At 68.7% G+C, this 24,023-nt stretch carries 20 protein-coding genes and 3 rRNA genes; 17 read left to right on the top strand and 6 right to left on the bottom strand.

Annotated features, from left to right (window positions below):
* Positions 1-54 precede the first annotated feature (54 nt).
* The 5 genes from ACTFAP_RS04140 (at position 55) to ACTFAP_RS04120 (ending at position 5,342) form a co-directional block, all read left to right on the top strand.
* Positions 55-2,556 carry an FHA domain-containing protein gene (locus ACTFAP_RS04140; RefSeq protein WP_495683505.1) on the top strand — a complete coding sequence of 834 codons (2,502 nt, stop codon included), beginning with the start codon at positions 55-57 and terminating at the stop codon, positions 2,554-2,556.
* A 165-nt stretch (positions 2,557-2,721) separates the two neighbouring features.
* A complete protein-coding gene (locus ACTFAP_RS04135; RefSeq protein ID WP_390122409.1) occupies positions 2,722-3,879 on the top strand; it encodes a GAF domain-containing sensor histidine kinase in 1,158 nt (385 codons plus the stop codon).
* On the top strand, positions 3,872-4,513 hold the full coding sequence (locus ACTFAP_RS04130) for a response regulator (RefSeq protein ID WP_390122407.1): 642 nt from the start codon (positions 3,872-3,874) through the stop codon (positions 4,511-4,513). Before ACTFAP_RS04135 ends, ACTFAP_RS04130 begins: the two co-directional genes overlap by 8 nt.
* 163 nt (positions 4,514-4,676) lie before the next feature.
* On the top strand, positions 4,677-4,916 hold the full coding sequence (locus ACTFAP_RS04125; RefSeq protein ID WP_030733786.1) for a chaplin: 240 nt from the start codon (positions 4,677-4,679) through the stop codon (positions 4,914-4,916).
* A 180-nt stretch (positions 4,917-5,096) separates the two neighbouring features.
* Entirely contained in the window at positions 5,097-5,342 is a 246-nt protein-coding gene (locus tag ACTFAP_RS04120; RefSeq protein ID WP_030733784.1) for a chaplin, read from the top strand.
* Between the two features lie 106 nt (positions 5,343-5,448).
* Here ACTFAP_RS04120 and ACTFAP_RS04115 read toward each other — a convergent pair whose 3' ends face one another.
* Positions 5,449-6,264 (bottom strand): Rv1486c family protein, encoded by an 816-nt coding sequence (locus ACTFAP_RS04115; protein ID WP_500468260.1) that lies wholly within the window; start codon positions 6,262-6,264, stop codon positions 5,449-5,451.
* 133 nt (positions 6,265-6,397) lie between these two features.
* On the opposite strand from ACTFAP_RS04115, the gene ACTFAP_RS04110 reads away from it, so the two are divergent.
* The 3 genes from ACTFAP_RS04110 to ACTFAP_RS04100 all read left to right on the top strand — a co-directional run bounded on the left by ACTFAP_RS04110 (position 6,398) and on the right by ACTFAP_RS04100 (position 8,712).
* On the top strand, positions 6,398-7,189 hold the full coding sequence (locus tag ACTFAP_RS04110) for an ABC transporter ATP-binding protein (protein ID WP_390122401.1): 792 nt from the start codon (positions 6,398-6,400) through the stop codon (positions 7,187-7,189).
* A 73-nt stretch (positions 7,190-7,262) separates the two neighbouring features.
* Positions 7,263-7,694, top strand: a complete 432-nt coding sequence (locus tag ACTFAP_RS04105; protein WP_390122399.1) for an NfeD family protein — start codon at positions 7,263-7,265, stop codon at positions 7,692-7,694.
* Positions 7,695-7,746: 52 nt separating this feature from the next.
* Positions 7,747-8,712, top strand: a complete 966-nt coding sequence (locus ACTFAP_RS04100) for an SPFH domain-containing protein (RefSeq protein WP_390122397.1) — start codon at positions 7,747-7,749, stop codon at positions 8,710-8,712.
* 108 nt (positions 8,713-8,820) lie between these two features.
* Here the strand turns inward: ACTFAP_RS04100 and ACTFAP_RS04095 are convergent, their stop codons facing one another.
* Complete coding sequence (locus ACTFAP_RS04095; protein ID WP_495683503.1) at positions 8,821-9,387, bottom strand: HNH endonuclease; 567 nt, start codon at positions 9,385-9,387, stop codon at positions 8,821-8,823.
* Between the two features lie 175 nt (positions 9,388-9,562).
* Positions 9,563-10,105, bottom strand: coding sequence for a YbhB/YbcL family Raf kinase inhibitor-like protein (locus ACTFAP_RS04090; RefSeq protein ID WP_400012523.1), 543 nt, complete (start codon positions 10,103-10,105; stop codon positions 9,563-9,565).
* Between the two features lie 82 nt (positions 10,106-10,187).
* On the opposite strand from ACTFAP_RS04090, the gene ACTFAP_RS04085 reads away from it, so the two are divergent.
* The 7 genes from ACTFAP_RS04085 to ACTFAP_RS04055 all read left to right on the top strand — a co-directional run bounded on the left by ACTFAP_RS04085 (position 10,188) and on the right by ACTFAP_RS04055 (position 18,523).
* The gene (locus ACTFAP_RS04085; RefSeq protein ID WP_390122390.1) at positions 10,188-10,523 is read left to right on the top strand and encodes a barstar family protein; all 336 of its coding nucleotides are present in this window, start codon (positions 10,188-10,190) and stop codon (positions 10,521-10,523) included.
* The gene (locus tag ACTFAP_RS04080; protein ID WP_500468259.1) at positions 10,495-11,178 is read left to right on the top strand and encodes a DNA-3-methyladenine glycosylase; all 684 of its coding nucleotides are present in this window, start codon (positions 10,495-10,497) and stop codon (positions 11,176-11,178) included. Before ACTFAP_RS04085 ends, ACTFAP_RS04080 begins: the two co-directional genes overlap by 29 nt.
* 367 nt (positions 11,179-11,545) lie before the next feature.
* Positions 11,546-13,075, top strand: a 16S ribosomal RNA gene (locus ACTFAP_RS04075).
* Positions 13,076-13,263: 188 nt separating this feature from the next.
* A 23S ribosomal RNA gene (locus ACTFAP_RS04070) occupies positions 13,264-16,386 on the top strand.
* A gap of 93 nt (positions 16,387-16,479) precedes the next feature.
* A 5S ribosomal RNA gene (rrf, locus tag ACTFAP_RS04065) occupies positions 16,480-16,596 on the top strand.
* The 16S, 23S and 5S rRNA genes sit together here, the layout of an rRNA operon.
* Positions 16,597-16,736: 140 nt before the next feature.
* Complete coding sequence (locus tag ACTFAP_RS04060; RefSeq protein ID WP_500468258.1) at positions 16,737-17,843, top strand: hypothetical protein; 1,107 nt, start codon at positions 16,737-16,739, stop codon at positions 17,841-17,843.
* Positions 17,840-18,523 carry a hypothetical protein gene (locus tag ACTFAP_RS04055; protein WP_234306778.1) on the top strand — a complete coding sequence of 228 codons (684 nt, stop codon included), beginning with the start codon at positions 17,840-17,842 and terminating at the stop codon, positions 18,521-18,523. The genes ACTFAP_RS04060 and ACTFAP_RS04055 overlap by 4 nt, the downstream gene beginning before the upstream one ends.
* Before the next feature lie 60 nt (positions 18,524-18,583).
* Here ACTFAP_RS04055 and ACTFAP_RS04050 read toward each other — a convergent pair whose 3' ends face one another.
* The 3 genes from ACTFAP_RS04050 to ACTFAP_RS04040 are packed head-to-tail and all read right to left on the bottom strand — an operon-like array spanning position 18,584 to position 22,366.
* Positions 18,584-20,401, bottom strand: a complete 1,818-nt coding sequence (locus tag ACTFAP_RS04050) for an IucA/IucC family protein (RefSeq protein WP_500468257.1) — start codon at positions 20,399-20,401, stop codon at positions 18,584-18,586.
* A 15-nt stretch (positions 20,402-20,416) separates the two neighbouring features.
* On the bottom strand, positions 20,417-21,001 hold the full coding sequence (locus ACTFAP_RS04045; RefSeq protein ID WP_390120518.1) for a GNAT family N-acetyltransferase: 585 nt from the start codon (positions 20,999-21,001) through the stop codon (positions 20,417-20,419).
* A gap of 48 nt (positions 21,002-21,049) precedes the next feature.
* Complete coding sequence (locus ACTFAP_RS04040; protein WP_500468256.1) at positions 21,050-22,366, bottom strand: DUF1015 family protein; 1,317 nt, start codon at positions 22,364-22,366, stop codon at positions 21,050-21,052.
* A 77-nt stretch (positions 22,367-22,443) separates the two neighbouring features.
* Between ACTFAP_RS04040 and ACTFAP_RS04035 the strand changes: the two genes are divergently transcribed.
* Together ACTFAP_RS04035 and ACTFAP_RS04030 are read left to right on the top strand one after the other, a co-directional pair.
* Positions 22,444-23,511: an HAD hydrolase-like protein gene (locus ACTFAP_RS04035; RefSeq protein WP_500468255.1), complete on the top strand. Its 1,068-nt coding sequence runs from the start codon at positions 22,444-22,446 to the stop codon at positions 23,509-23,511.
* On the top strand, positions 23,508-24,008 hold the full coding sequence (locus ACTFAP_RS04030) for a GNAT family N-acetyltransferase (RefSeq protein WP_500468254.1): 501 nt from the start codon (positions 23,508-23,510) through the stop codon (positions 24,006-24,008). The genes ACTFAP_RS04035 and ACTFAP_RS04030 overlap by 4 nt, the downstream gene beginning before the upstream one ends.
* Positions 24,009-24,023 lie beyond the last annotated feature (15 nt).

Below are 24,023 nucleotides of genomic sequence, written 5' to 3'. Positions count from 1 at the left end.
CCCGGACCCTCATGTCGAGGGGGTCGGTCGGGGGACAACTTTGTGGGGCATGGAGTGCCAGAACTCGTACTCGAACTGAACGGTCAGACCTGGTCGTTGGACCCGACCCGGTCATACGGAGTGGGGCGGGACCCGCAGGGCGACCTCGTCCTGCAGGACGCCCGGGTCTCCTGGCGGCATGCCACGGTGCGGTGGGGCGGCCAGAACTGGATCCTGGAGGACCACGGCAGCACCAACGGGACCTACGCCCAGGGGCAGCGCGTCCAGGAGCTGCCGCTCGGCCCGGGATCGGTCATCCATCTGGGCAACGCCACCGACGGACCGCGGCTCACCTTCTCGGGAACCGCGCCCGTCCCGCAGCAACAGCAGGAGCCGCAGCAGCACCAGCAGTACCAGCCACCGCAGCAGGCCCCGCAGCAGGCGTTCGGGGACCCGGTGCCCGTGATGGCGGGCCACGCGCCCGCCATGCCGCCGCACCAGCCGCCCGGCCAGCAGCCCCCCGGGCACCAGCCGGGCGCGGACCCGGCCGGCGGGGGCGACCGCGGCGCCACCACGTTCCACCACCTGGCGGTCGGCCAGGTCACCCGCATCGGCCGTGCGCTGGAGAACGAACTGGTGGTCTCCGACCTCCAGGTCTCCCGCCACCACGCCGAATTCCTGGCCCATTCGGACGGCCGCTACGAGCTGCACGACCTCGGCAGCCACAACGGCACGTACGTCAACGGCCAGCGGATGGACAAGAACGGCCGCCGCTACCTGGGCCAGAACGACACCGTCGGCATCGGCCACTCCACCTTCCGGCTGGTGGGCAACCAGCTCCAGGAATTCGTCGACACCGGTGAGGTCTCCTTCTCGGCGCGCCACCTGACCGTCCAGGTCAACAACGGCCGCACCACCATCCTCAACGACGTCTCCTTCGGCGTCCCCGAGAAGTCCCTGATCGGCGTCATCGGCCCCTCGGGATCCGGCAAGTCCACCCTGCTGCGCGCCCTCACCGGCTACCGCCCCGCCACCTACGGCGAGGTGCTGTACGACCACCGCAACCTGTACACGCACTTCGCCGAGCTGCGGCACCGCATCGGCCTCGTCCCCCAGGACGACATCCTGCACAAGGAACTGCCCATCCGGCAGGCCCTGCGGCTGGCCGCCCAGCTCCGCTTCCCCGGCGACGTCGCCGAGGCCGAGCGCAACGCCCGGGTCGAGGAGGTGCTCGGCGAACTCAAGCTCGACATCCACGCCACCAAGCGCATCTCCTCGCTCTCCGGCGGCCAGCGCAAGCGCGTCTCCGTCGCCCTGGAACTGCTCACCAAGCCGTCGCTGATCTTCCTGGACGAGCCGACCTCCGGCCTGGACCCGGGCATGGACCGCGACGTCATGCAACTGCTGCGCGGCCTGGCCGACGACGGCCGCACCGTCCTGGTCGTCACCCACTCGGTGGCCGAGCTGGGCCTGTGCGACCGGGTGCTGGTCATGGCCCCCGGCGGCGGCGTCGCCTACTTCGGCCCGCCGGACGAGGCGCTGAACTTCTTCGGCTACGACAACTGGGCGGACGTCTTCTCCGCCTTCGAGAACTACCGCGACTACGACTGGATGGGCCGCTGGCGCGGCTCGCAGCACTACCAGATATACGCGGCCGACCTCGACGCCGTGCAGCCGCAGGCCGCCAACTTCCAGCCGGTGGCCGCCGCCGCCGAACAGAAGGCCCAGACCTGGGGCTCCCAGGTGTGGACCCTGATGCGCAGATACGCGGCGGTGATCTTCGCCGACAAGGGCTTCCTCGGTCTCACCGTCGCCCTGCCGGTCATCCTGGGCGCCGTCTCCCTGGCCATCCCCGCCGACTTCGGACTGGGCTACGGCAGACCGGAGAACGGCGGCCGCAACAGCCAGGCCAGCATCATCCTGCTGGTCCTGGTGGTCGGCATGTGCTTCTCCGGCGCCGCCAACGCCGTACGGGAACTCATCAAGGAACGGGTGATCTACGAACGCGAACGGGCGGTCGGCCTCTCCCGCTCCGCGTATCTGATGTCCAAGGTCTTCGTGCTGGGCATCGTCACCATCTTCCAGGCCGCCATCCTGGGCGCCATCGGCTTCGGCCCCCGCGAGATGCCCGCCGAGGGCGTGCTGTTCACCAGCTCTCCCGCGCTGGAGATGACCCTGGTGATCATGGTCCTGGGCTGCACCTCCATGATGATCGGCCTCGTCATCTCCTCGCTGGTCCGCACCTCCGAGATGACCATGCCGCTGCTGGTGATGATCTCCGTGGTCCAGCTGGTGTTCACCGGCGCCCTCTTCGAGGTGCACGGCAAGCTCGGCGTGGAACAGCTCGCCTGGCTGATGCCCTCCCGCTGGGCCCTGGCCGGCACCGCCACCACCGCCGACCTCAACACCCTCACCGCCTCCATCGCCGACCCCGACGCCGGCGGCGACCCGCTGTGGAACCACGCGGCCGGCTGGTGGCTCCTGGACGTCTCCATGCTGATCGCCCTCGGCGTCGCCTGTGGCTTCCTGGTGATGAAGTTCCTGCGCCGCCACGAGCCCGAGGTCATGCGCGACTGACACCGGGCACCGCGGCACCGCACACGCTCCACCCACGACGGTGGTGGCACCCCGTACGGGGCGCCACCACCGTCGTGTCGTCCACCGGTCCTAGGACCCCCGACGCACCCACCCCCCGCCGCGGACCGATCCGCCCGGGCCGTCCGCCCCGGTAGCGTTCCCCTCATGGTCAGAAGAACCGGCCTGGCCGCCGTCAGCGCCGCCCTGCTCGCCATGAACCGCACCCTGGAGGTGCGCGACGTGCTGCAGACCATCGTCTCCAGCGCGCGCGAACTGCTCGACGCCCGCTACGCCGCCCTCGGCGTACCCGACGGCGCCGGCGGCTTCGCGCAGTTCATCGTCGACGGCATCAGCGACCGCCAGTGGAAGGCCATCGGCCCGCTGCCCCGCCAGCACGGCATCCTCGCCGCGATGCTGCACGAGGCCACCGCCGTACGCCTCGCCGACGTCCGCCAGGACCCCCGCTTCGAGGGCTGGCCGGCCGCCCACCCCGAGATGTCCGACTTCCTCGGCATGCCCATCGCCGACGGCGACGAGGTCCTGGGCGCCATCTTCCTGGCCACCAAGCGCGGCACCCCCGAACACCGCCGCACCCCCGGCGACGGCTGCGCCTTCACCGCCGAGGACGAGGAACTGCTGGGCATCCTCGCCCAGCACGCCGCCATCGCCCTCACCAACGCCCGGCTGTACGAACGCAGCCGCGAGCTCACCATCGCCGAGGAACGCGCCCGCCTCGCCCACGAACTGCACGACGCCGTGGCCCAGAAGCTCTTCTCGCTGCGGCTCACCGCCCAGGCCGCCACCACCCTCATGGACCGCGACCCCGCCCGCGCCCGCAGCGAACTGCGCCAGGTCACCCGGCTCGCCGCCGAGGCCACCGACGAACTGCGCGCCGCCGTCATCGAGCTGCGCCCCGCCGCCCTGGAGGAGGACGGCCTGGTCGCCACCCTGCGCGCCCAGATCCAGGTCCTGGACCGCGCCCACCCCGCCCGGGTCACCCTGGTCGCCGGTGAGGCCAAGGCGCTGCCCGCCGCCCAGGAGGAGGCCCTGCTGCGGGTCGCCCAGGAGGCGCTGCACAACGCGCTGCGGCACGCCACCGCGGCCAAGGTCACCGTCAGCCTCGACCAGCACCCCGGCGGCCGGGCGGTCCTGCGCGTCAGCGACGACGGCACCGGCTTCGACCCGGAGGCGGTGCGCAGCGCGGGGCGGCACCTGGGCCTGGTCTCCATGCGCGACCGCGCCCAGGCGGTCGGCGGTGCCCTGACAGTGCGCTCGGCGCCCGGAGCGGGCACCGTGATCGAGATGGAGGTACCCGGTGTCTGACGTCATCCGTGTGCTGCTGGTCGACGACCACCAGGTCGTACGGCGCGGGCTGCGCACCTTCCTGGAGATCCAGGACGACATCGAGGTGGTCGGTGAGGCCGCGGACGGCCCCGCCGGGGTCGCCCGGGCCGAGGAGCTGCGCCCCGATGTGGTGCTCATGGACGTCAAGATGCCCGGCGGGGACGGCGTGGAGGCGCTGCGCAAGCTGCGCGAGCTGGGCAACCCGGCCCGGGTGCTGATCATCACCAGCTTCACCGAGCAGCGCACCGTGGTCCCCGCGCTGCGCGCCGGGGCGGCCGGCTACGTCCACAAGGACATCGACCCCACCGCGCTGGCGGGGGCGATCCGTTCCGTGCACGCCGGGCATGTGCTCCTGCAGCCCGAAGTGGCCGGCGCGCTGCTGGCGCAGGAGACCCCGTACGGCGGCAGCGGGCGCGGCGGGCAGCTCACCGAGCGGGAGCGGGAGGTGCTGGCGCTGATCGCCCGGGGCCGCTCCAACCGGGAGATCGCCCGTGACCTGGTGCTGTCGGAGAAGACCGTGAAGACCCACGTGTCCAACATCCTGATGAAGCTGGATCTGGCCGACCGCACCCAGGCGGCGCTGTGGGCGGTACGGCACGGAGTGGCCGACTGACGCGCGGCGCGGCGGCCGGCGCACCCGACAGGTGTGCGATCCGGCGCGGGATTCATTCGGTCGAGTGGATGTCCCCCACATGGCGGAACCCGACCGGGAGTGACGCGTTCTGCAGGACATGCCGCGGCAACCTGGCCGCGGCAGCGTCCGAAAGGTTCGTTTCATGAACAGCATGAAGAAGATCGCCGTCGTCTCCGCCGTGGCCGGCGGTCTGGCCGCCGCCGGTGCCGGTGTGGCCACCGCCGCCTCCGGTGCCCACGGCAACGCCGTGCACTCGCCCGGCGTCATCTCCGGCAACGTGGTCGAGGCCCCCATCCACGTGCCCGTCAACGTCGTCGGCAACACCGTCAACGTCATCGGCCTGCTGAACCCGGCCTTCGGCAACTTCGGCCTGGCCCACTGACCCACCGGGTCCGTCGCCTCCTGAGGACGGGCGGTCGCGCGCGCAGCTGATCGGCCTATTGGGCCGAACGGCGGTTGTCGCCCGGCGCCCCCGTGTCATCCGGACACGCCCAGCGTTGTGCAGCGCGTGGCTCTTCCGTCGGAGTCACCGCCAAGAACCGTCCCAGGAGGATCGCACGTCATGAACACTGCGAAGAAGGCCGCTTTCGTGCTCGCTGTCGCCGGTGTCGCCGTCGGCAGCGCCGCCGGCATGGCCACCGCCCACGGTGGCGCGAGCGCCAAGGCCGGGGCCGTCCACTCGCCGGGTGTCATCTCCGGCAACATCGTTCAGATCCCGGTGGACGTGCCGATCAACATCGTCGGCAACACCGTCAACGTGATCGGCATCCTGAACCCGGCGTTCGGCAACGTCGGCGCCATCGTCTGACGCCACCCCCCACGGTCATCACGGCCCCGCGGATCCCATCCCCCGCGGGGCCGTGATCCGTTCCGGCACGGTGCGGCCTGACCCGCGCCGTCCCGCCCCGCGCCCGTCAGCCGCGCTGCCGCTCCAACTCCTCCGCGTACGCGTTGTACGCCGCCACCCGCGCCCGCCGCGCCGCCCGCTCCACCGGGCGCAGCAGCCGGTCCCGCTCCGCGATCTCCGCGGCGCTCACCGCGCCCCCGTGATCGCCGCCCCCGGCCAGCTCCACCAGCCCGGCCACCCGCTGCGCCAGCTCCAGCACCCGCGCCGCCCGCGGCGGATACCCCGGCGCCAGCAACTGCCGCCCGCGCTCCATCCGCGCCCGGTACGCGTCCAGACGTGCCCGGGTCGCCGCGCCCGCCCCCGCGACGTCCAGCGTCATCAGCGCCGCGGTCGTCTCCCGCAGCACCTCGTTCAGCTCCCGCTCCGCCTCGCCGAGCGAGGGCACATTGGCCGGCGGCGCCTGCCGTACCGGCACACACCGCCACACCACCTGGGTCAGCACGTCCCCGGCCGGGCCGGCCGTGCTCACCTCCGGAATCAGCCCCAGCGCCGTATCCGCCCCCGCCGCCCGTCCGGGGGCACCCGCGGCCAGGACCGCCTCCCCGGCCTCCAGCGCCCGCTCGTTGAACTCCGGCGGCCCGCACAAGCCCAGCGGATGTCCGGACGCGGGCAGCGCGATCCGCAGCCCCGCCACGCCCAGCGCCCGCAGCCGGCCGAACGCCAGGGTCAGCCCCACCGGCCCCGGCTCCCCGGGCAGCTCCACCACCCGGTGCGAGGCGTCGTCCGCCACCGCACGCGTGGCGGCCTCGTCGGGGGACACCAAACCGGCCAGCAGAGCGTTGCCCCAGGCGGCGAACCGCCCGGCACGAGGTTCATCGAGCATGGCCTCAGCATAGGGAAGAAGGCCCAAGGGCCCTCCTGACGCCCGGGACATGACGGGTGTGGCGTAAGTTTTGTTCCGGGGAAGTGCCGGCAGGCACGGTCAGACGGCGACTGCAATGGGAGAGACCGCGCGCATGAGCGATGTACTGGAGCTGGTGGACGTATCCGTGGTCCGCGATGGCCGCGCTCTGGTGAACGACGTCTCCTGGTCGGTCGCCGAAGGCGAACGATGGGTGATCCTCGGTCCCAACGGCGCCGGCAAGACGACCCTGCTGAACATCGCGTCCAGCTATCTCTTCCCCACCACGGGAAGGGTGCAGATCCTCGGCGAGAAGCTCGGCGGCGTCGACGTCTTCGAGCTGCGCCCCCGTATCGGCATGGCCTCCAGCGCCCTGGCCGGCAAGCTCTCCCAGCGGGCCACCGTCCTGCAGACGGTGCTCACCGCCGCGTACGGCATGACCGCCGGCTGGCAGGAGAGCTACGAGGACGTCGACGAGCGGCGCGCCCGCGCCTTCCTCGACCGGCTGGGCATGAGCGAGATGCTCGACCGCAGGTTCGGCACCCTCTCCGAGGGTGAGCGCAAGCGCACCCAGGTCGCCCGCGCCCTGATGACCGACCCCGAACTGCTGCTGCTGGACGAGCCCGCCGCGGGTCTTGACCTCGGCGGTCGCGAGGACCTGGTGCGCCGGCTGGGCCGGCTCGCCCGTGACCCCTACGCGCCCGCCATGATCATGGTGACCCACCATGTCGAGGAGATCGCTCCCGGCTTCACGCACGTGCTGCTCATCCGGCAGGGCAAGGTCCTGGACGCCGGTCCCGTGGACAGCGTCCTCACCTCCGCAGCGCTCTCGCACTGCTTCGGCCTGCCGCTCATCGTGGAACGCCAGGGCGACCGCTTCACCGCCCACGGCCTTCCCCTTGGGTAGCGGCCCAACCCCCCGAATTCCGGCCGGTCTCTGACGAATTCCGGCCTGTTCGCCCGGCGTCGGCGCCCCTACCATGGGCCGTGTGGACTTCTGGGTGTGGTGGCTGATCGCCGCCGGAGGATTTTCGATCGCGCTCGTCCTGACCGCGATGCCCGAACTCGGCATGCTCGCCATCGGGGCGGCCGCCGCCGCGGCCTCCGGCGCGGTCACCGACAACATCGCCCTCCAGGTCATCGTGTTCGCCGTCGTCTCCACGGCCCTGCTCGTGGTCGTACGGCCCATCGCCCGCCGCGCCAGAGTGCTGCCCCCCAAACTCAGCTCGGGTGTGGACGGACTCCGGGGCCGCACCGCGGTCGTGCTGGAACGGGTCGACTCCCGCGACGGCCGGATCAAGCTCGCCGGCGAGGAATGGTCGGCCCGCGCCCTGGACAGCGACATCACGCACGAACCGGGCGACGAGGTCAGCGTGGTGGAGATCGACGGAGCCACAGCCATCGTGATGTGATGGACCCCATACAGACAACCGTTCAACTCATCTAGCCGCAGGGGGAGTCACGGTGGACGCCATCATCATCGTGCTGGTCATCCTGGTGGTGCTGGTCATCATCGCGCTCGTCCAGACAATCCAGGTCATCCAGCAGGCCAGCGCCGCGATCGTCGAACGATTCGGCCGTTACACCCGGACCCTGAACGCGGGCCTCAACATCGTGGTCCCGTTCATCGACCGCATCCGCAACCGCATCGACCTCCGCGAACAGGTCGTGCCCTTCCCGCCGCAGCCGGTGATCACCCAGGACAACCTGGTGGTCAACATCGACACCGTCATCTACTACCAGGTGACCGATGCCCGCGCCGCGACCTACGAGGTCTCCAACTACATCCAGGCCATCGAGCAGCTGACGGTCACCACCCTGCGCAACATCATCGGTGGCATGGACCTGGAGCGCACCCTCACCTCCCGCGAGGAGATCAACGCGGCCCTGCGCGGCGTCCTCGACGAGGCCACCGGCAAGTGGGGCATCCGCGTCAACCGCGTCGAGCTCAAGGCCATCGAGCCGCCGACCTCCATCCAGGACTCGATGGAGAAGCAGATGCGCGCCGACCGTGACAAGCGCGCCGCGATCCTCCAGGCCGAGGGTGTCCGGCAGTCCGAGATCCTCCAGGCCGAGGGTGCCAAGCAGTCCGAGATCCTGCGCGCCGAAGGTGACGCCAAGGCATCCGCCCTGCGCGCCGAAGGTGAGGCCCAGGCCATCCGCACCGTCTTCGAGGCGATCCACGCCGGCGACGCAGACCAGAAGCTGCTCTCGTACCAGTACGTCCAGATGCTGCCGAAGATCGCCTCCGGCGACTCCAACAAGCTCTGGATCGTGCCCAGCGAGATCGGCGACGCCCTCAAGGGCCTGGGCGGCAACCTCAACCGGATCACCGGCAACGGCACGGGCAACGGCCCCGACGGCGGCGCCACCGACCCGGGCGCGCTGAGCAAGCCCTCGGTCGGCCGGCAGCAGCCGCGCATCGAGTGAGCACGAGGCCACCACGCTGAAGGGCGCGGGCCCCGACCGTTCTCCGGTCGGGGCCCGCGCCCTTGTCGAACTCATGGTGTGCCGGCCAGGTCGTACGGACCGGACGGATCAGGCCGACTCGGGCAGCGGCATCTTCCCCCACCCTTCGGCCGGAGGGACCCCCACCCAGCCGGCGGCCGACGGAGGCGCCCCCAGCGGCACCCCCTCACCCTCCCGCAACCCCAGGGCCAGCCACAGCGCGTCCGCCGGCGTTGGCTCGAAGGGCTGGATCAGCAGCGGCATCCCCGCCTGGGCAGGTGTCCGGTTCGCCTTGCGGTGGTTGTCCTCGGCACACGCCGCCACCGTGTTCAGCCAGGTGTCCCCGCCACCCCGGGACCGCGGTACGACGTGATCGATGGTGGTCGCCCGGCGCCCGCAGTACGCGCACCGGTGCCGGTCCCGTACCAGCACCCCACGCCGCGACCACGGGGCGCGTTGTCGGAACGGCACCTTCACGAACCGCCGCAGCCTGATCACCTGGGGCACCGGCAGTTCCACCGCCGCCGCCCGCACCCGCAGCCCCGGATGCGCGTGCTCCACCACCGCCTTGTGCTGGATGACGAGCACCACCGCCCGCCGCAGCGACACCGTCGACAGCGGCTCGTAGGTCGCATTGAGCACCAGCGTCTGCCGCATCCCGCCCACCTCCCCTTGAGCTGCCCGCCCCGCGGCGGGACGGCTCTCACTCTGCCGGGACCCGATGAGCCCGACAATGCAATTTCCAGGGAGGTAACAAAAACGGGAGATGACGGGTAAACCCCCGGTGAGGGATCGATCGGGCATCGTCCGGCACCGGGGGATCACCGCAGGGTCAGCCGCCCGCGGGCACCTCGTACTCACCGATGAGCTGGGCCCGCCCCAGGGCGTGGAAGCGCAGCATGAACCCCACCTGCGCCGGGGTGGCGTCCGCTCCCGGGCCCAGCTTCTCGCTGTCCACCGCGTACACCGTGAAGACATAGCGGTGCGGCCCGTCACCGGCCGGCGGCGCGGCGCCACCGAAGTCCCGGGTGCCGTAGTCATTGCGTACATGGACCGCGCCCTGCGGCAGCCCGGCCATCGCCCCGCTGCCCGCCCCGGCCGGCAACTCGGTCACCGAGAGCGGGATGTCGAACAGCGACCAGTGCCAGAACCCGCTGCCGGTCGGCGCGTCCGGGTCGTAGCAGCTGACCGCGAAGCTCTTCGTGCCCTCCGGAAAGCCCTCCCAGCGCAGCTGCGGAGAGGTGTTGCCGGCCGCGTACACCTGCGCCTCGCCAAGCCGTGCGCCCGGGGCCAGGTCGTCGCTGGTCACGGTGAAGGACGCCACCGGCGGATGAAAGTCGTGGGGGAGCGGACGGCGGGGGGACTCGGACGTCATGGGCCTCTCCTCGGGATCGGGAAGGGTGGTGCTGATCACCCTAGCCAGCGCCTGCCACACCGGATGCGGTACTACTCGTGCCATGACCGAACCAGCACCGCACCGCCTGGACCTCACGGGGGTGCGCGACCGGGACGCGCTGCTGCGGCGGTGCGCGGAGGACCTGGGGTTCCCCGACTATTTCGGGCACAACTGGGACGCGCTGGACGATTGCCTGCGCGATCTGGTGTGGTGGGGTGAGCCCCCGGCGGTCGGCTGGGTGATCGCGGTACGCGGCTGGGACGAGCTGCGCCGGGAGCTGCCGGAGTCGGCGCGGCTCCTGGGGGAGATCCTGGCGGACGCCGCGACCCACTGGCGGAACCGGGGCGTTCCCCTGACGGTGACACTGGATGACGATGAGCAGCGACCACACCACTGAGCCCCTGCCCCGCGCCTTCTTCGACCGCCCGGTGCTGGAGGTGGCGCCCGACCTGCTGGGCCGCACGCTGGTCCGGCGGTCGGCGGAGGGCACCATCACGCTGCGGCTCACGGAGGTGGAGGCGTACGCCGGGGAGATCGACCCCGGCTCGCACGCCTTCCGGGGCCGGACGCAGCGCAACGCCTCGATGTTCGGCCCGCCCGGGCACGCGTACGTCTACTTCACCTACGGCATGTGGCACTGCCTCAACCTGGTGTGCGGCCCGGACGGCCACGCGAGCGGGGTGCTGCTGCGGGCCGGCGAGGTACTGACGGGAGCGGAGCTGGCCCGGCCGCGCCGGGCCTCGGCCCGTGGCCGCGACCACGAGCTGGCCAAGGGGCCGGCCCGGCTGGCGACCGCGCTGGACGTGGACCGGGTGCTGAACGGCACCGATGTCTGCGGTACGGACCCCGAGGACTTCGACCTGCGGGTGCTGGCCGGCGCCCCGGTGCCCAAGAGCCGGATCAGCACCGGCCCGCGCACGGGCGTCGCGGGCGACGGAGGCGTCCATCCGTGGCGCTTCTGGATCGCCGGCGACCCCACGGTGAGCCCGTACCGGCCGCACCAGCCCAAGCGCCGGACCAGGCGACTTGACGCGGATGTCGTCGGGCCGTAATGTAGATCGAGTCGCTTGAGGCGGCAACCCCAGGGAAGCGGTCGGAAGATCGCCCGGGGAAGCCTCGGAGGCGGCACCCACTCCATCTGATCGGAACTTCCCAGTTCTGGTTTCTTTGGTGCGCTCATTGAGTGGCTGAAGAAAGCGAAAAGGGTCCGATTAGGAGTCGGCCGGAAAGTCGGCTAGAGTAGTGGACACGAAGGGAAAGCCCGGAGGGGCCCGAGAGGGAACCAAAGGAAGCATCCGTTCCTTGAGAACTCAACAGCGTGCCAAATAGTCAATGCCAGATTATTTACTGAGTCTGCATCTCGACCTCGTCTGAGGTGCAGCATTTAAGCGAGGATTTTCCTTGCTCTTACATGAAGCATTCATGGAGAGTTTGATCCTGGCTCAGGACGAACGCTGGCGGCGTGCTTAACACATGCAAGTCGAACGATGAACCGGTTTCGGCCGGGGATTAGTGGCGAACGGGTGAGTAACACGTGGGCAATCTGCCCTGCACTCTGGGATAAGCCCGGGAAACTGGGTCTAATACCGGATACGACACATGAGGGCATCCTCGTGTGTGGAAAGTTCCGGCGGTGCAGGATGAGCCCGCGGCCTATCAGCTTGTTGGTGGGGTAGTGGCCTACCAAGGCGACGACGGGTAGCCGGCCTGAGAGGGTGACCGGCCACACTGGGACTGAGACACGGCCCAGACTCCTACGGGAGGCAGCAGTGGGGAATATTGCACAATGGGCGAAAGCCTGATGCAGCGACGCCGCGTGAGGGATGACGGCCTTCGGGTTGTAAACCTCTTTCAGCAGGGAAGAAGCGAAAGTGACGGTACCTGCAGAAGAAGCACCGGCTAACTACGTGCCAGCAGCCGCGGTAATACGTAGGGTGCAAGCGTTGTCCGGAATTATTGGGCGTAAAGAGCTCGTAGGCGGCCTGTCGCGTCGATTGTGAAAGCCCAGGGCTTAACCCTGGGTCTGCAGTCGATACGGGCAGGCTAGAGTTCGGTAGGGGAGATCGGAATTCCTGGTGTAGCGGTGAAATGCGCAGATATCAGGAGGAACACCGGTGGCGAAGGCGGATCTCTGGGCCGATACTGACGCTGAGGAGCGAAAGCGTGGGGAGCGAACAGGATTAGATACCCTGGTAGTCCACGCCGTAAACGGTGGGCACTAGGTGTGGGCAACATTCCACGTTGTCCGTGCCGCAGCTAACGCATTAAGTGCCCCGCCTGGGGAGTACGGCCGCAAGGCTAAAACTCAAAGGAATTGACGGGGGCCCGCACAAGCGGCGGAGCATGTGGCTTAATTCGACGCAACGCGAAGAACCTTACCAAGGCTTGACATACACCGGAAACGGCCAGAGATGGTCGCCCCCTTGTGGTCGGTGTACAGGTGGTGCATGGCTGTCGTCAGCTCGTGTCGTGAGATGTTGGGTTAAGTCCCGCAACGAGCGCAACCCTTATCCTGTGTTGCCAGCGGATCCCTTCGGGGGTGCCGGGGACTCACGGGAGACTGCCGGGGTCAACTCGGAGGAAGGTGGGGACGACGTCAAGTCATCATGCCCCTTATGTCTTGGGCTGCACACGTGCTACAATGGCCGGTACAATGAGCTGCGATACCGCGAGGTGGAGCGAATCTCAAAAAGCCGGTCTCAGTTCGGATTGGGGTCTGCAACTCGACCCCATGAAGTCGGAGTCGCTAGTAATCGCAGATCAGCATTGCTGCGGTGAATACGTTCCCGGGCCTTGTACACACCGCCCGTCACGTCATGAAAGTCGGTAACACCCGAAGCCGGTGGCCTAACCCCTTGTGGGAGGGAGCTGTCGAAGGTGGGACTGGCGATTGGGACGAAGTCGTAACAAGGTAGCCGTACCGGAAGGTGCGGCTGGATCACCTCCTTTCTAAGGAGCTTCTAGACCGCGATAGCGGTCCAGAGCCACTACGCCGGCGAGTGTTCGGCGGTGGTTTGCTCATGGGTGGAACATTGACTGCAACATTTGGTTCGCTGTTGGGTGTCTGAAGGTACGGCTGTGAAAGGTCGAATCTTCGGTTGTTGTTTGAGAATTGCACAGTGGACGCGAGCATCTGTGGCCAAGTTTTTAAGGGCGCACGGTGGATGCCTTGGTACCAGGAACCGATGAAGGACGTGGGAGGCCGCGATAGTCCCCGGGGAGTTGTCAACCTAGCTGTGATCCGGGGGTTTCCGAATGGGGAAACCCGGCAGTCGTTATGGGCTGTCACCCACTGCTGAATGTATAGGCGGTGTGGAGGGAACGCGGGGAAGTGAAACATCTCAGTACCCGCAGGAAGAGAAAACAACCGTGATTCCGGGAGTAGTGGTGAGCGAAACCGGAGGAGGCTAAACCGTATGTGTGTGATACCCGGCAGGGGTTGCGCATGCGGGGTTGTGGGAGCTTTTTTGATCGTTCTGCCGGACGGTCGGTGAGTAAGAAACTGTGTGGATAGGCGAAGGGCATGCGAAAGGCCCGGCGTAGAGGGTAAGACCCCCGTAGCTGAAATCTGCATGGCTCACTTAAAGGTTTCCCAAGTAGCATGGGGCCCGAGAAATCCTGTGTGAATCTGGCGGGACCACCCGTTAAGCCTAAATATTCCCTGGTGACCGATAGTGGATAGTACCGTGAGGGAATGGTGAAAAGTACCGCGGGAGCGGAGTGAAATAGTTCCTGAAACCGTGTGCCTACAAGCCGTGGGAGCGTCGTGCACAGAGCTTGCTCTGTGTGCCGTGACTGCGTGCCTTTTGAAGAATGAGCCTGCGAGTTTGCGGTGTGTTGCGAGGTTAACCCGTGTGGGGTAGCCGTAGCGAAAGCGAGTCCGAACAGGGCGATTGAGTAGCATGCCCTAGACCCGAAGCGGAGTGATCTAGCCATGGGCAGGGTGAAGCGAGGGTAAGACCTCGTGGAGGCCCGAACCCACCAGAGTTGAAAATCTGGGGGATGACCTGTGGTTAGGGGTGAAAGGCCAATCAAACTCCGTGATAGCTGGTTCTCCCCGAAATGCATTTAGGTGCAGCGTCGTGTGTTTCTTGCCGGAGGTAGAGCACTGGATAGGTGATGGGCCTTACCGGGTTACTGACCTTAGCCAAACTCCGAATGCCGGTAAGTGAGAGCGCGGCAGTGAGACTGTGGGGGATAAGCTCCATGGTCGAGAGGGAAACAGCCCAGAGCATCGACTAAGGCCCCTAAGCGTGTGCTAAGTGGGAAAGGATGTGGAGTCGCAGAGACAACCAGGAGGTTGGCTTAGAAGCAGCCACCCTTGAAAGAGTGCGTAATAGCTCACTGGTCGAGTGATTCTGCGCCGACAATGTAGCGGGGCTCAAGTACACCGCCGAAGTCGTGTCACTGCAACAATACTTCTAACGAAGGTTGTGGTGGGTAGGGGAGCGTCGTGTGCCGGGTGAAGCAGCCGTGGAAACGAGTTGTGGATGGTATGCGAGTGAGAATGCAGGCATGAGTAGCGATACAAGAGTGGGAAACTCTTGCGCCGATTGACTAAGGGTTCCTGGGTCAAGTTGATCTGCCCAGGGTAAGTCGGGGCCTAAGGCGAGGCCGACAGGCGTAGTCGATGGATAACCGGTTGATATTCCGGTACCCGTTGTGGAGCGCCAACGCTGAATCAGGCGATGCTAAGCCCGCGAAGCCGCCATCTGTCCCTTCGGGGGTGGGTGGAGTGGTGGAGTCGGTGGTCCAGACCTGTAGTAGGTGAGTGATGGGGTGACGCAGGAAGGTAGTCCAGCCCGGGCGGTGGTTGTCCCGGGGTAAGGGTGTGGCCCGTGGAGCAGGTAAATCCGTTCCACACGAGGGTGAGACCTGATGCCGAGCCGATTGTGGTGAAGTGGATGATCCTATGCTGTCGAGAAAAGCCTCTAGCGAGTTTCACAATGGCCCGTACCCTAAACCGACTCAGGTGGTCAGGTAGAGTATACCGAGGCGTTCGGGTGAACTATGGTTAAGGAACTCGGCAAAATGCCCCCGTAACTTCGGGAGAAGGGGGGCCATTTCTGGTGATGAGACTTGCTCTCTGAGCTGGGGGTGGCCGCAGAGACCAGCGAGAAGCGACTGTTTACTAAAAACACAGGTCCGTGCGAAGCTGTAAGGCGATGTATACGGACTGACGCCTGCCCGGTGCTGGAACGTTAAGGGGACCGGTTAGTCACATTTCGGTGTGGCGAAGCTGAGAACTTAAGCGCCAGTAAACGGCGGTGGTAACTATAACCATCCTAAGGTAGCGAAATTCCTTGTCGGGTAAGTTCCGACCTGCACGAATGGCGTAACGACTTCTTGACTGTCTCAACCATAGGCCCGGTGAAATTGCACTACGAGTAAAGATGCTCGTTTCGCGCAGCAGGACGGAAAGACCCCGGGACCTTTACTATAGCTTGATATTGGTGTTCGGTTCGGTTTGTGTAGGATAGGTGGGAGACTGTGAAGCCTGGACGCTAGTTCAGGTGGAGTCGTTGTTGAAATACCACTCTGATCGTGCTGGATGTCTAACCTGGGTCCGTGATCCGGATCGGGGACAGTGTCTGGTGGGTAGTTTAACTGGGGCGGTTGCCTCCTAAAGAGTAACGGAGGCGCCCAAAGGTTCCCTCAGCCTGGTTGGTCATCAGGTGGTGAGTGTAAGTGCACAAGGGAGCTTGACTGTGAGACTGGCAGGTCGAGCAGGTGCGAAAGCAGGGACTAGTGATCCGGCGGTGGTTTGTGGAAGCGCCGTCGCTCAACGGATAAAAGGTACCCCGGGGATAACAGGCTGATCTTCCCCAAGAGTCCGTATCGACGGGATGGTTTGGCACCTCGATGTCGGCTCGTCGCATCCTGGGGCTGGAGTTGGTCCCAAGGGTTGGGCTGTTCGCCCATTAAAGCGGTACGCGAGCTGGGTTTAGAACGTCGTGAGACAGTTCGGTCCCTATCCGCTGTGCGCGTTGGAGTCTTGAGAAGGGCTGTCCCTAGTACGAGAGGACCGGGACGGACGAACCTCTGGTGTGCCAGTTGTTCTGCCAAGGGCATGGCTGGTTGGCTACGTTCGGGAGGGATAACCGCTGAAAGCATCTAAGCGGGAAGCCTGCTTCGAGATGAGGACTCCCACCCACTTGATGGGGTAAGGCTCCCTGTAGACGACAGGGTTGATAGGCCAGATATGGAAGCCTCGTGAGAGGTGGAGTTGACTGGTACTAATAGGCCGAGGGCTTGTCCTCAGATGCTCGCGTCCACTGTGAATTTGTCTTAGACAACTATGATTTCTTCAAACTGAAAAGTGTGCTTGTTCACGCTGAGACGTTTGTAAGCGTTTCGGTGGTCATGGCGAAAGGGAAACGCCCGGTTACATTCCGAACCCGGAAGCTAAGCCTTTCAGCGCCGATGGTACTGCATGGGGGACCGTGTGGGAGAGTAGGTCGCCGCCGAACAATCTTTGAGAAGACCGGTTGGTCTTTCAGCACACTTGCTGAAAGACCAACCGGTCTTTTTTATTGCTCGTAGGAACAGGAGCTGTACCCCATGTCGTATTCACCCGAGGACCGATCTGAGAGGCGAGGACCCCGGCGTGATGACCGGCCTCGCCGTGATGGTGACCGGCCGGCGTTCCGGCGGGATGACCGCAGGGACGACCGTGACCGGCCCCGCCGCGATGACGCTCCGCGTCGTGAGGGAGAGCGCCCGCCTTTCCGGCGCGATGACCGTCCCTCGTATCAGCGGGACGATCGACCCCGCCGTGACGGTGACCGGCCGCCTTTCCGGCGGGATGGCGACCGTCCCTCGTATCAGCGGGATGACCGTCCCCGCCGCGATGGTGACCGGCCGGCCTTCCGGCGTGATGACCGCCGTGATGAGCGTCCGCGTCGTGATGGCGACCGGCCGCCTTTCCGGCGGGATGGCGATCGGCCCTCGTACCAGCGGGATGACCGTCCCCGCCGCGATGGCGACCGGCCTCCGTTCAAGCGTGATGACCGCCCGCGTCGTGACGGTGACCGGCCGGCCTTCCGGCGTGATGACCGTCCGCCGTATCAGCGTGATGACCGTCCTCGTCGTGACGGCGACCGCCCCGCGTTCAAGCGTGATGACCGCCGTGATGAGCGTCCGCGTCGTGACGGTGACCGGCCGCCTTTCCGCCGCGATGGTGACCGGCCCTCGTACCAGCGAGACGACCGGCCTCGCCGTGACGGTGACCGGCCTCCGTTCAAGCGTGATGACCGCCCGCGTCGCGATGGTGACCGGCCCTCGTATCAGCGGGATGACCGTCCCCGCCGTGATGGGGACCGTCCGCCGTATCAGCGGGATGACCGGCCTCGCCGTGACGGCGACCGTCCGCCCTTCCGGCGTGACGACCGCCCGCGTCGTGATGGGGACCGTCCGCCGTATCAGCGTGACGACCGTCCCCGTCGTGATGGTGACCGGCCTCCGTTCCGGCGTGATGACCGCCGTGATGACCGTCCCCGTCGCGATGGCGACCGGCCGGCCTTCCGGCGCGATGACCGCCGTGATGATCGGCGTGATGACCGCCGTGGTGGCGGGTTCCGGCGTGATGACCGGGGTGGGCCGCGTGGTGGCGGCGGCTACCGGGGGAACGATGACCGGCGCGGGGGTGGCTTCCGGCGGGACGACCGCGGGCAGCGCGGGCCGGCGCCGCGGAGGCTGTCGATCCCTGACGATGTGACCGGGGCCGAGATCGACCCCTCGGTGCGGCAGGAGCTGATGAGCCTGCCGAAGACCCTCGCCACCGATGTGGCGCGGAACCTGGTGATGTGCGCCCAGCTGCTGGACGAGGACCCCGAGCGCGCGTACGCGTACTCGCGGGTCGCGCTGCGGCTCGCCTCGCGGGTAGCCGCGGTGCGTGAGGCCGCGGGGTTCGCCTCGTACGCGGTGGAGAAGTACGCCGAGGCGCTCGCCGAGTTCCGGGCGGCGCGCCGGATGTCCGGGGCTGACCACCTGTGGCCGGTCATGGCCGACTGCGAGCGTGGGCTCGGCCGCCCGGAGCGGGCGCTGGCGATGGCCGGTGAGCCCGAGGTGCGGCGGCTGGACAAGGCCGGCCAGGTCGAGATGCGGCTGGTCGCGGCCGGCGCCCGGCGGGACATGGGCGAGGCGGAGGCCGCCGTGGTCACGCTCCAGAGCCCGGAGCTGAACTCCAGCTCCACCCAGCCCTGGGTCGCCCGGCTGCGGTACGCGTACGCGGACGCGCTGCTGGCGGTGGGGCGTGAGGCCGAGGCCCGCGACTGGTTCGCCAAGACGCTGGACGCGGACTCCGGCGGGATCACCAACGCCTCGGACCGGCTGGCCGAACTGGACGGCGTGGAGTTCGTCGACGCGCTCGATCCCGAGCTCGGCGAAGAGGACTGACCGCCACGCCTGACCGAAGCGGCGGGAGGGGATGCGTTCCCTCTCGCCGCTTCGTCGTGCTCAGGCGAATTTCGCGATCGGGTTGTCCAGGGTGCCGATGAACTGGAGGGCGGCCGAGGGATCGGTCAGGTCGACCATCTGCTGGTTGTTGCGCAGCTGGAGGCGGTTCAGGCAGGACAGCGCGAACGTCTCCGTGAACAGGTCGTACCGCTTGAACCGGTCGGCCAGTTCGGGGTGCAGCTCCTGGTAGTCGCTGACGCAGCCGGCGACGGTCCCCCAGAAGGCGTCCTCCGTCAGCACTCCGGCCTCGGCCAGGGTGCTGTTGAGGAAGCGGAGGAAGCAGTCGAAGACGTCCGTGAAGAGCGAGAGCGGCCTCTCCTCCTCCGGGATGTCCACCCTGATGCGCTCGATGCCGGCCGGGATCGGCGTCGCCGGGTCGAAGACCGCGATCTCCTCGGCGATGTCCTTCATGATGGCGCGCTCGGGAACGCCGTCGCGCAGCACCAGGATGACGTTCTCGCCGTGCGGCATGTAGACCAGGCCGTAGCGGTAGAAGCAGTGCAGCAGCGGCGCGAGGTAGGCGTCGAGGTAGCGGCGCAGCCACTCCTCGGGGGCCAGCCCGGAGTCCTTGATGAGGGTGGCGGCCAGCGCGTCGCCCCGGGCGTCCACGTGCAGCAGGGAGGCCATGGTGGCGAGCCGCTGCCCGGGTTCCAGGGACGGTACCGGGCTCTCCCGCCACAGGGCGGCCAGCATCTTCAGGTACGGGGAGCCCTTGGCGGCGACGCTCTCGTACTGCGGGTGGTGGTAGCCGACGGCGGCGCGTTCGCGCAGGATGCCGAAGCCCAGCGCGCGTAGCCGGGGATCCTCGCTCACCAGCTCGTGCAGCCAGTCGTTGATGGCCGGTGTCACTTCCATGTAGGCGGCTGAGAGTCCGCGCAGAAAGCCCATGTTGAGGACGGACAGGGCGGTTTTCACATAGTGCTTGCCGGGCGCGTCGGTGTTGAAGAAGGTACGGATCGACTGCTGGGCGCGGTAGCTGTCCTCGCCGGGGCCGAGGCACACGAGGTGCCGCTGGGCGACCTCGGCGGCGAAGGTGACGGAGATCCGGTTCCACCACTGCCAGGGGTGGACGGGGATGAGCCGGTAGTCGGCCGGTTCCAGGCCCTGCCCGGTGAGGTGTGCGGCGAAGGCGTCCCGGTCGGCGGGGGAGAGTTCGGCGGCGATCAGGTCCTCGTAGTCGAGCCCCGCGGAGGCCGAGAAGGTGGTGAGGTCGCGGCGCGCGGCGAGCCAGATCAGCTGGACGGGGGCGCCGGTCTCCGGTGCGTACGCGTGGTATTCGGCGGCGTCGAAGCCGAGGCGGCCGTTGTTGGCGACGAAGCAGGGATGGCCCTCGGTCATGCCGGCTTCGACGGTCTGGAAGTCGGCGCGGGCCAGTTCGGAGGCGGAGGGGCGGCGGGTGGCCGGGTCGGAGCTGAGTTCTCCGGCCAGTTTGTGGGCGGCGCCCGCCAGAGTGCTGCTGATCTCCTCCAGGTAGACCGGCAGGATCGCGTCGCTCAGTTTGAGCGCGGTGCGCAGCTCGATGAAGAAGTCGAGTGCGGAGAGTGGCAGTTCGCTGCCGTCGCGGTGGCGGCGGGTGATGCTGTCCGCGTCGATCTGCCAGTGGTCCAGGGCGCGGCGGCGGGCCGTGAAGCGGTAGGTGACGGTGCCGTCGTCGGTGGGGACGGTGAAGTGACCCGGGTGTTCCGGGTCCTCGGTGGGGGTGAGCAGCCGCTCGTGGGAGAACTCGGCGAGCGCCTTGCGTATCAGCCGGCGGCCGGCCTGTTCCCACAGCGCGGGGGTGAGGTGGGCGACGGCCTGGTGGGGGTCCTGGGGGTGCATGGCGGGGCGTGCTCCTTAGTCGGTGGCTGCCGGGTGCTGCCGGAGGGAAGCGGCCAGGTACTGGTCGCGGGTGCAGAAGCTCAGCAGGGCTTCCTTTCCGGGCAGTTCGACACGGGCGGCCACCTGGAAGCCGACGGCGGTGTTGAGGACGTGGACGGCGCGGTTGCGGGCGTCGGGCTCGACGACGACGCGCTGGGTGGCGGCGTCGCTGAACAGGAGTTCCATGACGGTGGTGATGACGGCGAGGGTGAAGCCGTGCCGGGGGGTGTCGGTGGGGGCGGTGAGGAAGTGCATGCCCACGTCGCCCTCCTGGACGGGGTACGCCTTGCCGACCGGCTCGGCGGCCGGGTCGTACCGCTCCGCCAGGAAGGCGGGGTTTCCGTCGTGCAGCCCGAGGTAGGCATGGTGTGTGGTGGACGCGGCGATGGTGTCGAAATAGCCGCGCACCTGCTCCCGGGTGGTGTTCTGCATCAGCCAGAACGCCGATTTGGGGTGGGTGAGCCAGCTGTGCAGCAGCGGGGTGTCGGCGGCCGGGTCGACGGCGCGGACGGTGAACCGGCCGAGTGCTTCGTCGGTTCTGGTGAACAGGGCGGTGCTCATGCGGCTCCCGGGTGCGATGGGGCAACTCGGAAGTGAGGTTAGCCTAACCTAATTTTCTGGGGCAATGGGCCCTTGCTCCGGCTCCTCCTCCAGCGGGCGCAGCACCAGCCCCGAGGCCGGTTTGGGGCCGAAGGAGGTGGACTTGCGCGGCATCATGATGCCCGCCTCCGCAAGCGAACGAACCGTCTCCTCGGAGACCGGGCGCAGCAGTACGGCCGTGCCACCGGTGTCCAGGCCCTGGGCGAGCGCGGCGTCGGCCTCGTGCAGATAGCGGACGGCCCCCGGACGGTCGGGGACGCCCCACACCGCCTCCAGCAGGGTGGTGTGCAGGACGGTGGCGTCCAGGGCCCGCCAGGCGGCGGGGCGGTGGGCCGGGATCGTCCGTGCCAGGAGCGCCGGGTCGGGGCGGTCCAGCAGGTGGAGTCCGCCCCCGGCGGGGCCGGCCAGCAGGAAGGCGGTGCCCTCGGTGGCGGCGAGGGCGCGCAGGGCCTCGCCGGGCGGGGCGGTCAGCGGGCGTACGCGGAAGGCCGCGGTGGCCCGTACCCGCTCCAGCGCCTGTGCGGCGGGGAGTTCGGGGAGCACCCGGTGGATGGCCTGGACCCGCAGCGGATGGCGGGCGGAGTTGACCAGCAGGACCAGGGTCCGGTCCCAGGGCGGACGGCCGGCGTGTTCGTCGCGCAGCCGCAGCGCGGTGGCCCAGCGGTGGTGGCCGTCGCTGATCAGCGCGCGGTGCCGGTGCAGGGCGGTGCGCAGCCGGGCGACGGCGTCGGGGCCGGTCACCGCCCACAGCCGGTGTGCGATGCCGTCGGCGGTGCGGGTGGCCAGCAGCGGGGTGGTGCGGACGGTTTCCTCGATGACGGCGTCGGCGTCGTCGGGTTGCGCGGCCCGGTAGGAGAGCAGCAGGGGTTCGAGGTTGGTGCCGGTGGCGCGGGTGAGGGCGGCGCGGTCGGCGACGACGTCCGGCATGACGTCCTCGTGCGGCAGGACGGTCCCGGAGCCGGGTTCGGTCAGCCGCAGGGCGCCGATCACGCCGCGCTGGTGCACGGCGTCCGGGCCGCGCTGTTCGTACACGTACAGGGCGGGCCGCGCGTCCTGGGTGAGGACGCCCTCGGCGAGCCACTGGCGCAGCGTCCTGGCGGCGCGGCGGTGGCCCTCGGCGGGGTCGGTGGCCTGCGGAAGGATCAGGCGCACGATGTTGTACGGGTCGGCGGTGCGCAGTTCGTTCAGCCCGTCGGGGCGGACCACCACGTCGTACGGGGGTGAGGTGACGGCGGCCGGGTCGCTCACGCGCCCGGGGGCGTAACGCAGTCCCCGGAATGGGGCGAGATCCAGTCCGCCGGGGCCGGCGGGGACGTCGGAAGCCATCCCGGCATGCTATGCCGAATGCCCTTGTCCGGGGCAGATGGGGGCGATCGGCGGTGGTGGGGGATGATCGGGGTGTTATGGCTGATGACAGGGTTGAGACGAAGGTCAGGACGAGCCCGGCGGGGAGCGAGCGCGCGCTGTTCACGGCGTACGACACCGCGCTGCTGGACCTGGACGGGGTGGTGTACGCGGGCGGCGAGGCGCTGCCGCACGCGGTGGACGCGCTGCGGGCGGCGCGGGAGGGCGGGATGCGGCTGGCGTACGTCACCAACAACGCCTCCCGCACGCCGCGCACCGTGGCCGGGCATCTGACGGAACTCGGGGTGCCGGCCGAGGAGGCCGAGGTGGTGACCTCGGCGCAGGCGGTGGCGCGGGTGATCGCCGAGCGGCTGCCGGCGGGGGCGCGGGTGCTGTGCGTGGGGGGCGAGGGGCTGCGGGTGGCGCTGACCGAGCGGGGGCTCGTGCCGGTCGCCTCGGCGGACGACGACCCGGCGGCGGTGGTGCAGGGGTACGGCGGCCCCGAACTTCCCTGGGGGGCGCTGGCGGAGGCGACGCTGGCGGTGAACCGGGGGCTGCCGTGGTTCGCGTCGAACACCGATCTGACGATCCCCAGCGGGCGCGGCATCATGCCGGGGAACGGCGCGGCCGTGGAGGTCGTACGCATCGGCTCCGGGGGGCGGGTGGAGCCGGTGGTGGCGGGGAAGCCGCTGCCGCCGATGCACCGCGAGACGATTCTGCGGACGGGTGCCGAGCGGCCCCTGGTGGTGGGGGACCGGCTGGACACCGATATCGAGGGCGCGTTCAACGGGCGGGTGGACTCGCTGCTCGTGCTGACCGGGGTGACGGACGCGGCGGGCGCGGTGGCGGCCAGGCCCGAGCACCGGCCCACGTATGTGGCGGCGGATCTGCGGGACCTGCTGGTGGCGCAGCCCGCCGTGGTCGCGGAGCCGGGCACCGGCGGCGGGTTCGGGTGCGGCGGCTGGCGGGCGGTGGCCGGAGAGCGGGCGCTGGAACTCACCGGGGACGGGGACCCGGTGGACGCGCTGCGGGCGCTGTGCGCGGCCGGCTGGACGGCAGCCGGGGACGGCGCGTGCGGGCTCGGCCTGCCGGCCGGTCTCGCCGGGCTGCTGGCCGACCGGCGGTGAACCTACGGACGGCGCGGCCCCGGCGGGCGGGGACCGAGCCGTTCGCCTGGTCCCTGCGGGCGGCCGGCGCGGGCGATGTCGAGCCGATCGCCGAACTGCGGGCCGTGGTGATGCGCGCGGACCTGGAACGGCTGGGGCGCTATGACGAGCACCGGGTGCGGCAGCGGCTGCGCGACGGCTTCTCGGCGGACCACACGTCCGTCATCGAGGCCGGGCGTGCGTTCGCGGGGTGCGTGACGCTGCGCGGGGGCGCCGCGGTGCCCGACTGGGAGCTGGAGCACTTCTACCTGGCGCCGGAGTTCCAGGGGTGCGGTCTCGGCACGGCCGTGCTGGGGGCGCTGCTGGCGCGCGGGGACGCGGCCGGGGCTTCGGTGCGGCTGACGGTGCTCCGGGGGAGCGCGGCGCGGCGACTGTACGAGCGGCACGGGTTCACCGTGACCGGCCAGGACTCCGTCGATGTGTTCATGCTGCGACGGCCGGCGGCGCGGGAGGGGTGACGGGCGGTCCGGTAC

This window comes from Streptomyces sp. PH9007, from assembly GCF_059813725.1.
This window is presented reverse-complemented; position numbering and strand designations above follow the sequence as displayed.